Origin of the sequence: Acinetobacter sp. V2 (genome assembly GCF_001188385.1) — a bacterium.
GTDB lineage: Bacteria > Pseudomonadota > Gammaproteobacteria > Pseudomonadales > Moraxellaceae > Acinetobacter > Acinetobacter oleivorans.
The window spans coordinates 21,512-21,904 of sequence record NZ_JZFB01000002.1 but is presented as its reverse complement, the minus strand read 5'-3'; the positions used below and the strand labels follow the sequence as shown (position 1 = coordinate 21,904).

Here is a 393-nt window from a genome sequence, read left to right as displayed (position 1 = left end):
CCGCCGATGATGTCGGTTACGACTTCAAGTGGGTTACCACCAACGCCGCCTGTTACACCACCGATGATGTCAGTCACAACTTCAAGAGGGTTACCGCCAACTCCACCCGTTACGCCACCCACTACATCGGTAACACTTCCTACAATACCAGTGATAATACCAGCAGCAGTTGTACCGTTATTGATAAGTGTACCCAGAATACCAGTTGCTGATTCAGTTGCACCTTGGATATCTCCACCAACTAAATCAGAAACAACTTCAAGTGCGCCGTTTACAGTGTCGCGAGAAGTTTCGAAAGTTAATGTGCCGAGGTCAGCAATTTCAGAAACAGGATGTTCAGTTTGTGGAAGAATGCCAATGATTGTGTCGGCAACAGTGTCGATACCTGTATTA

The 393-nt window shown here is 46.8% G+C and carries 1 pseudogene; it reads right to left on the bottom strand.

Features of this window, described 5'->3' with window-relative positions:
* Window positions 1-393: pseudogene (locus UC75_RS20880) on the bottom strand (hypothetical protein); the annotation flags it as partial.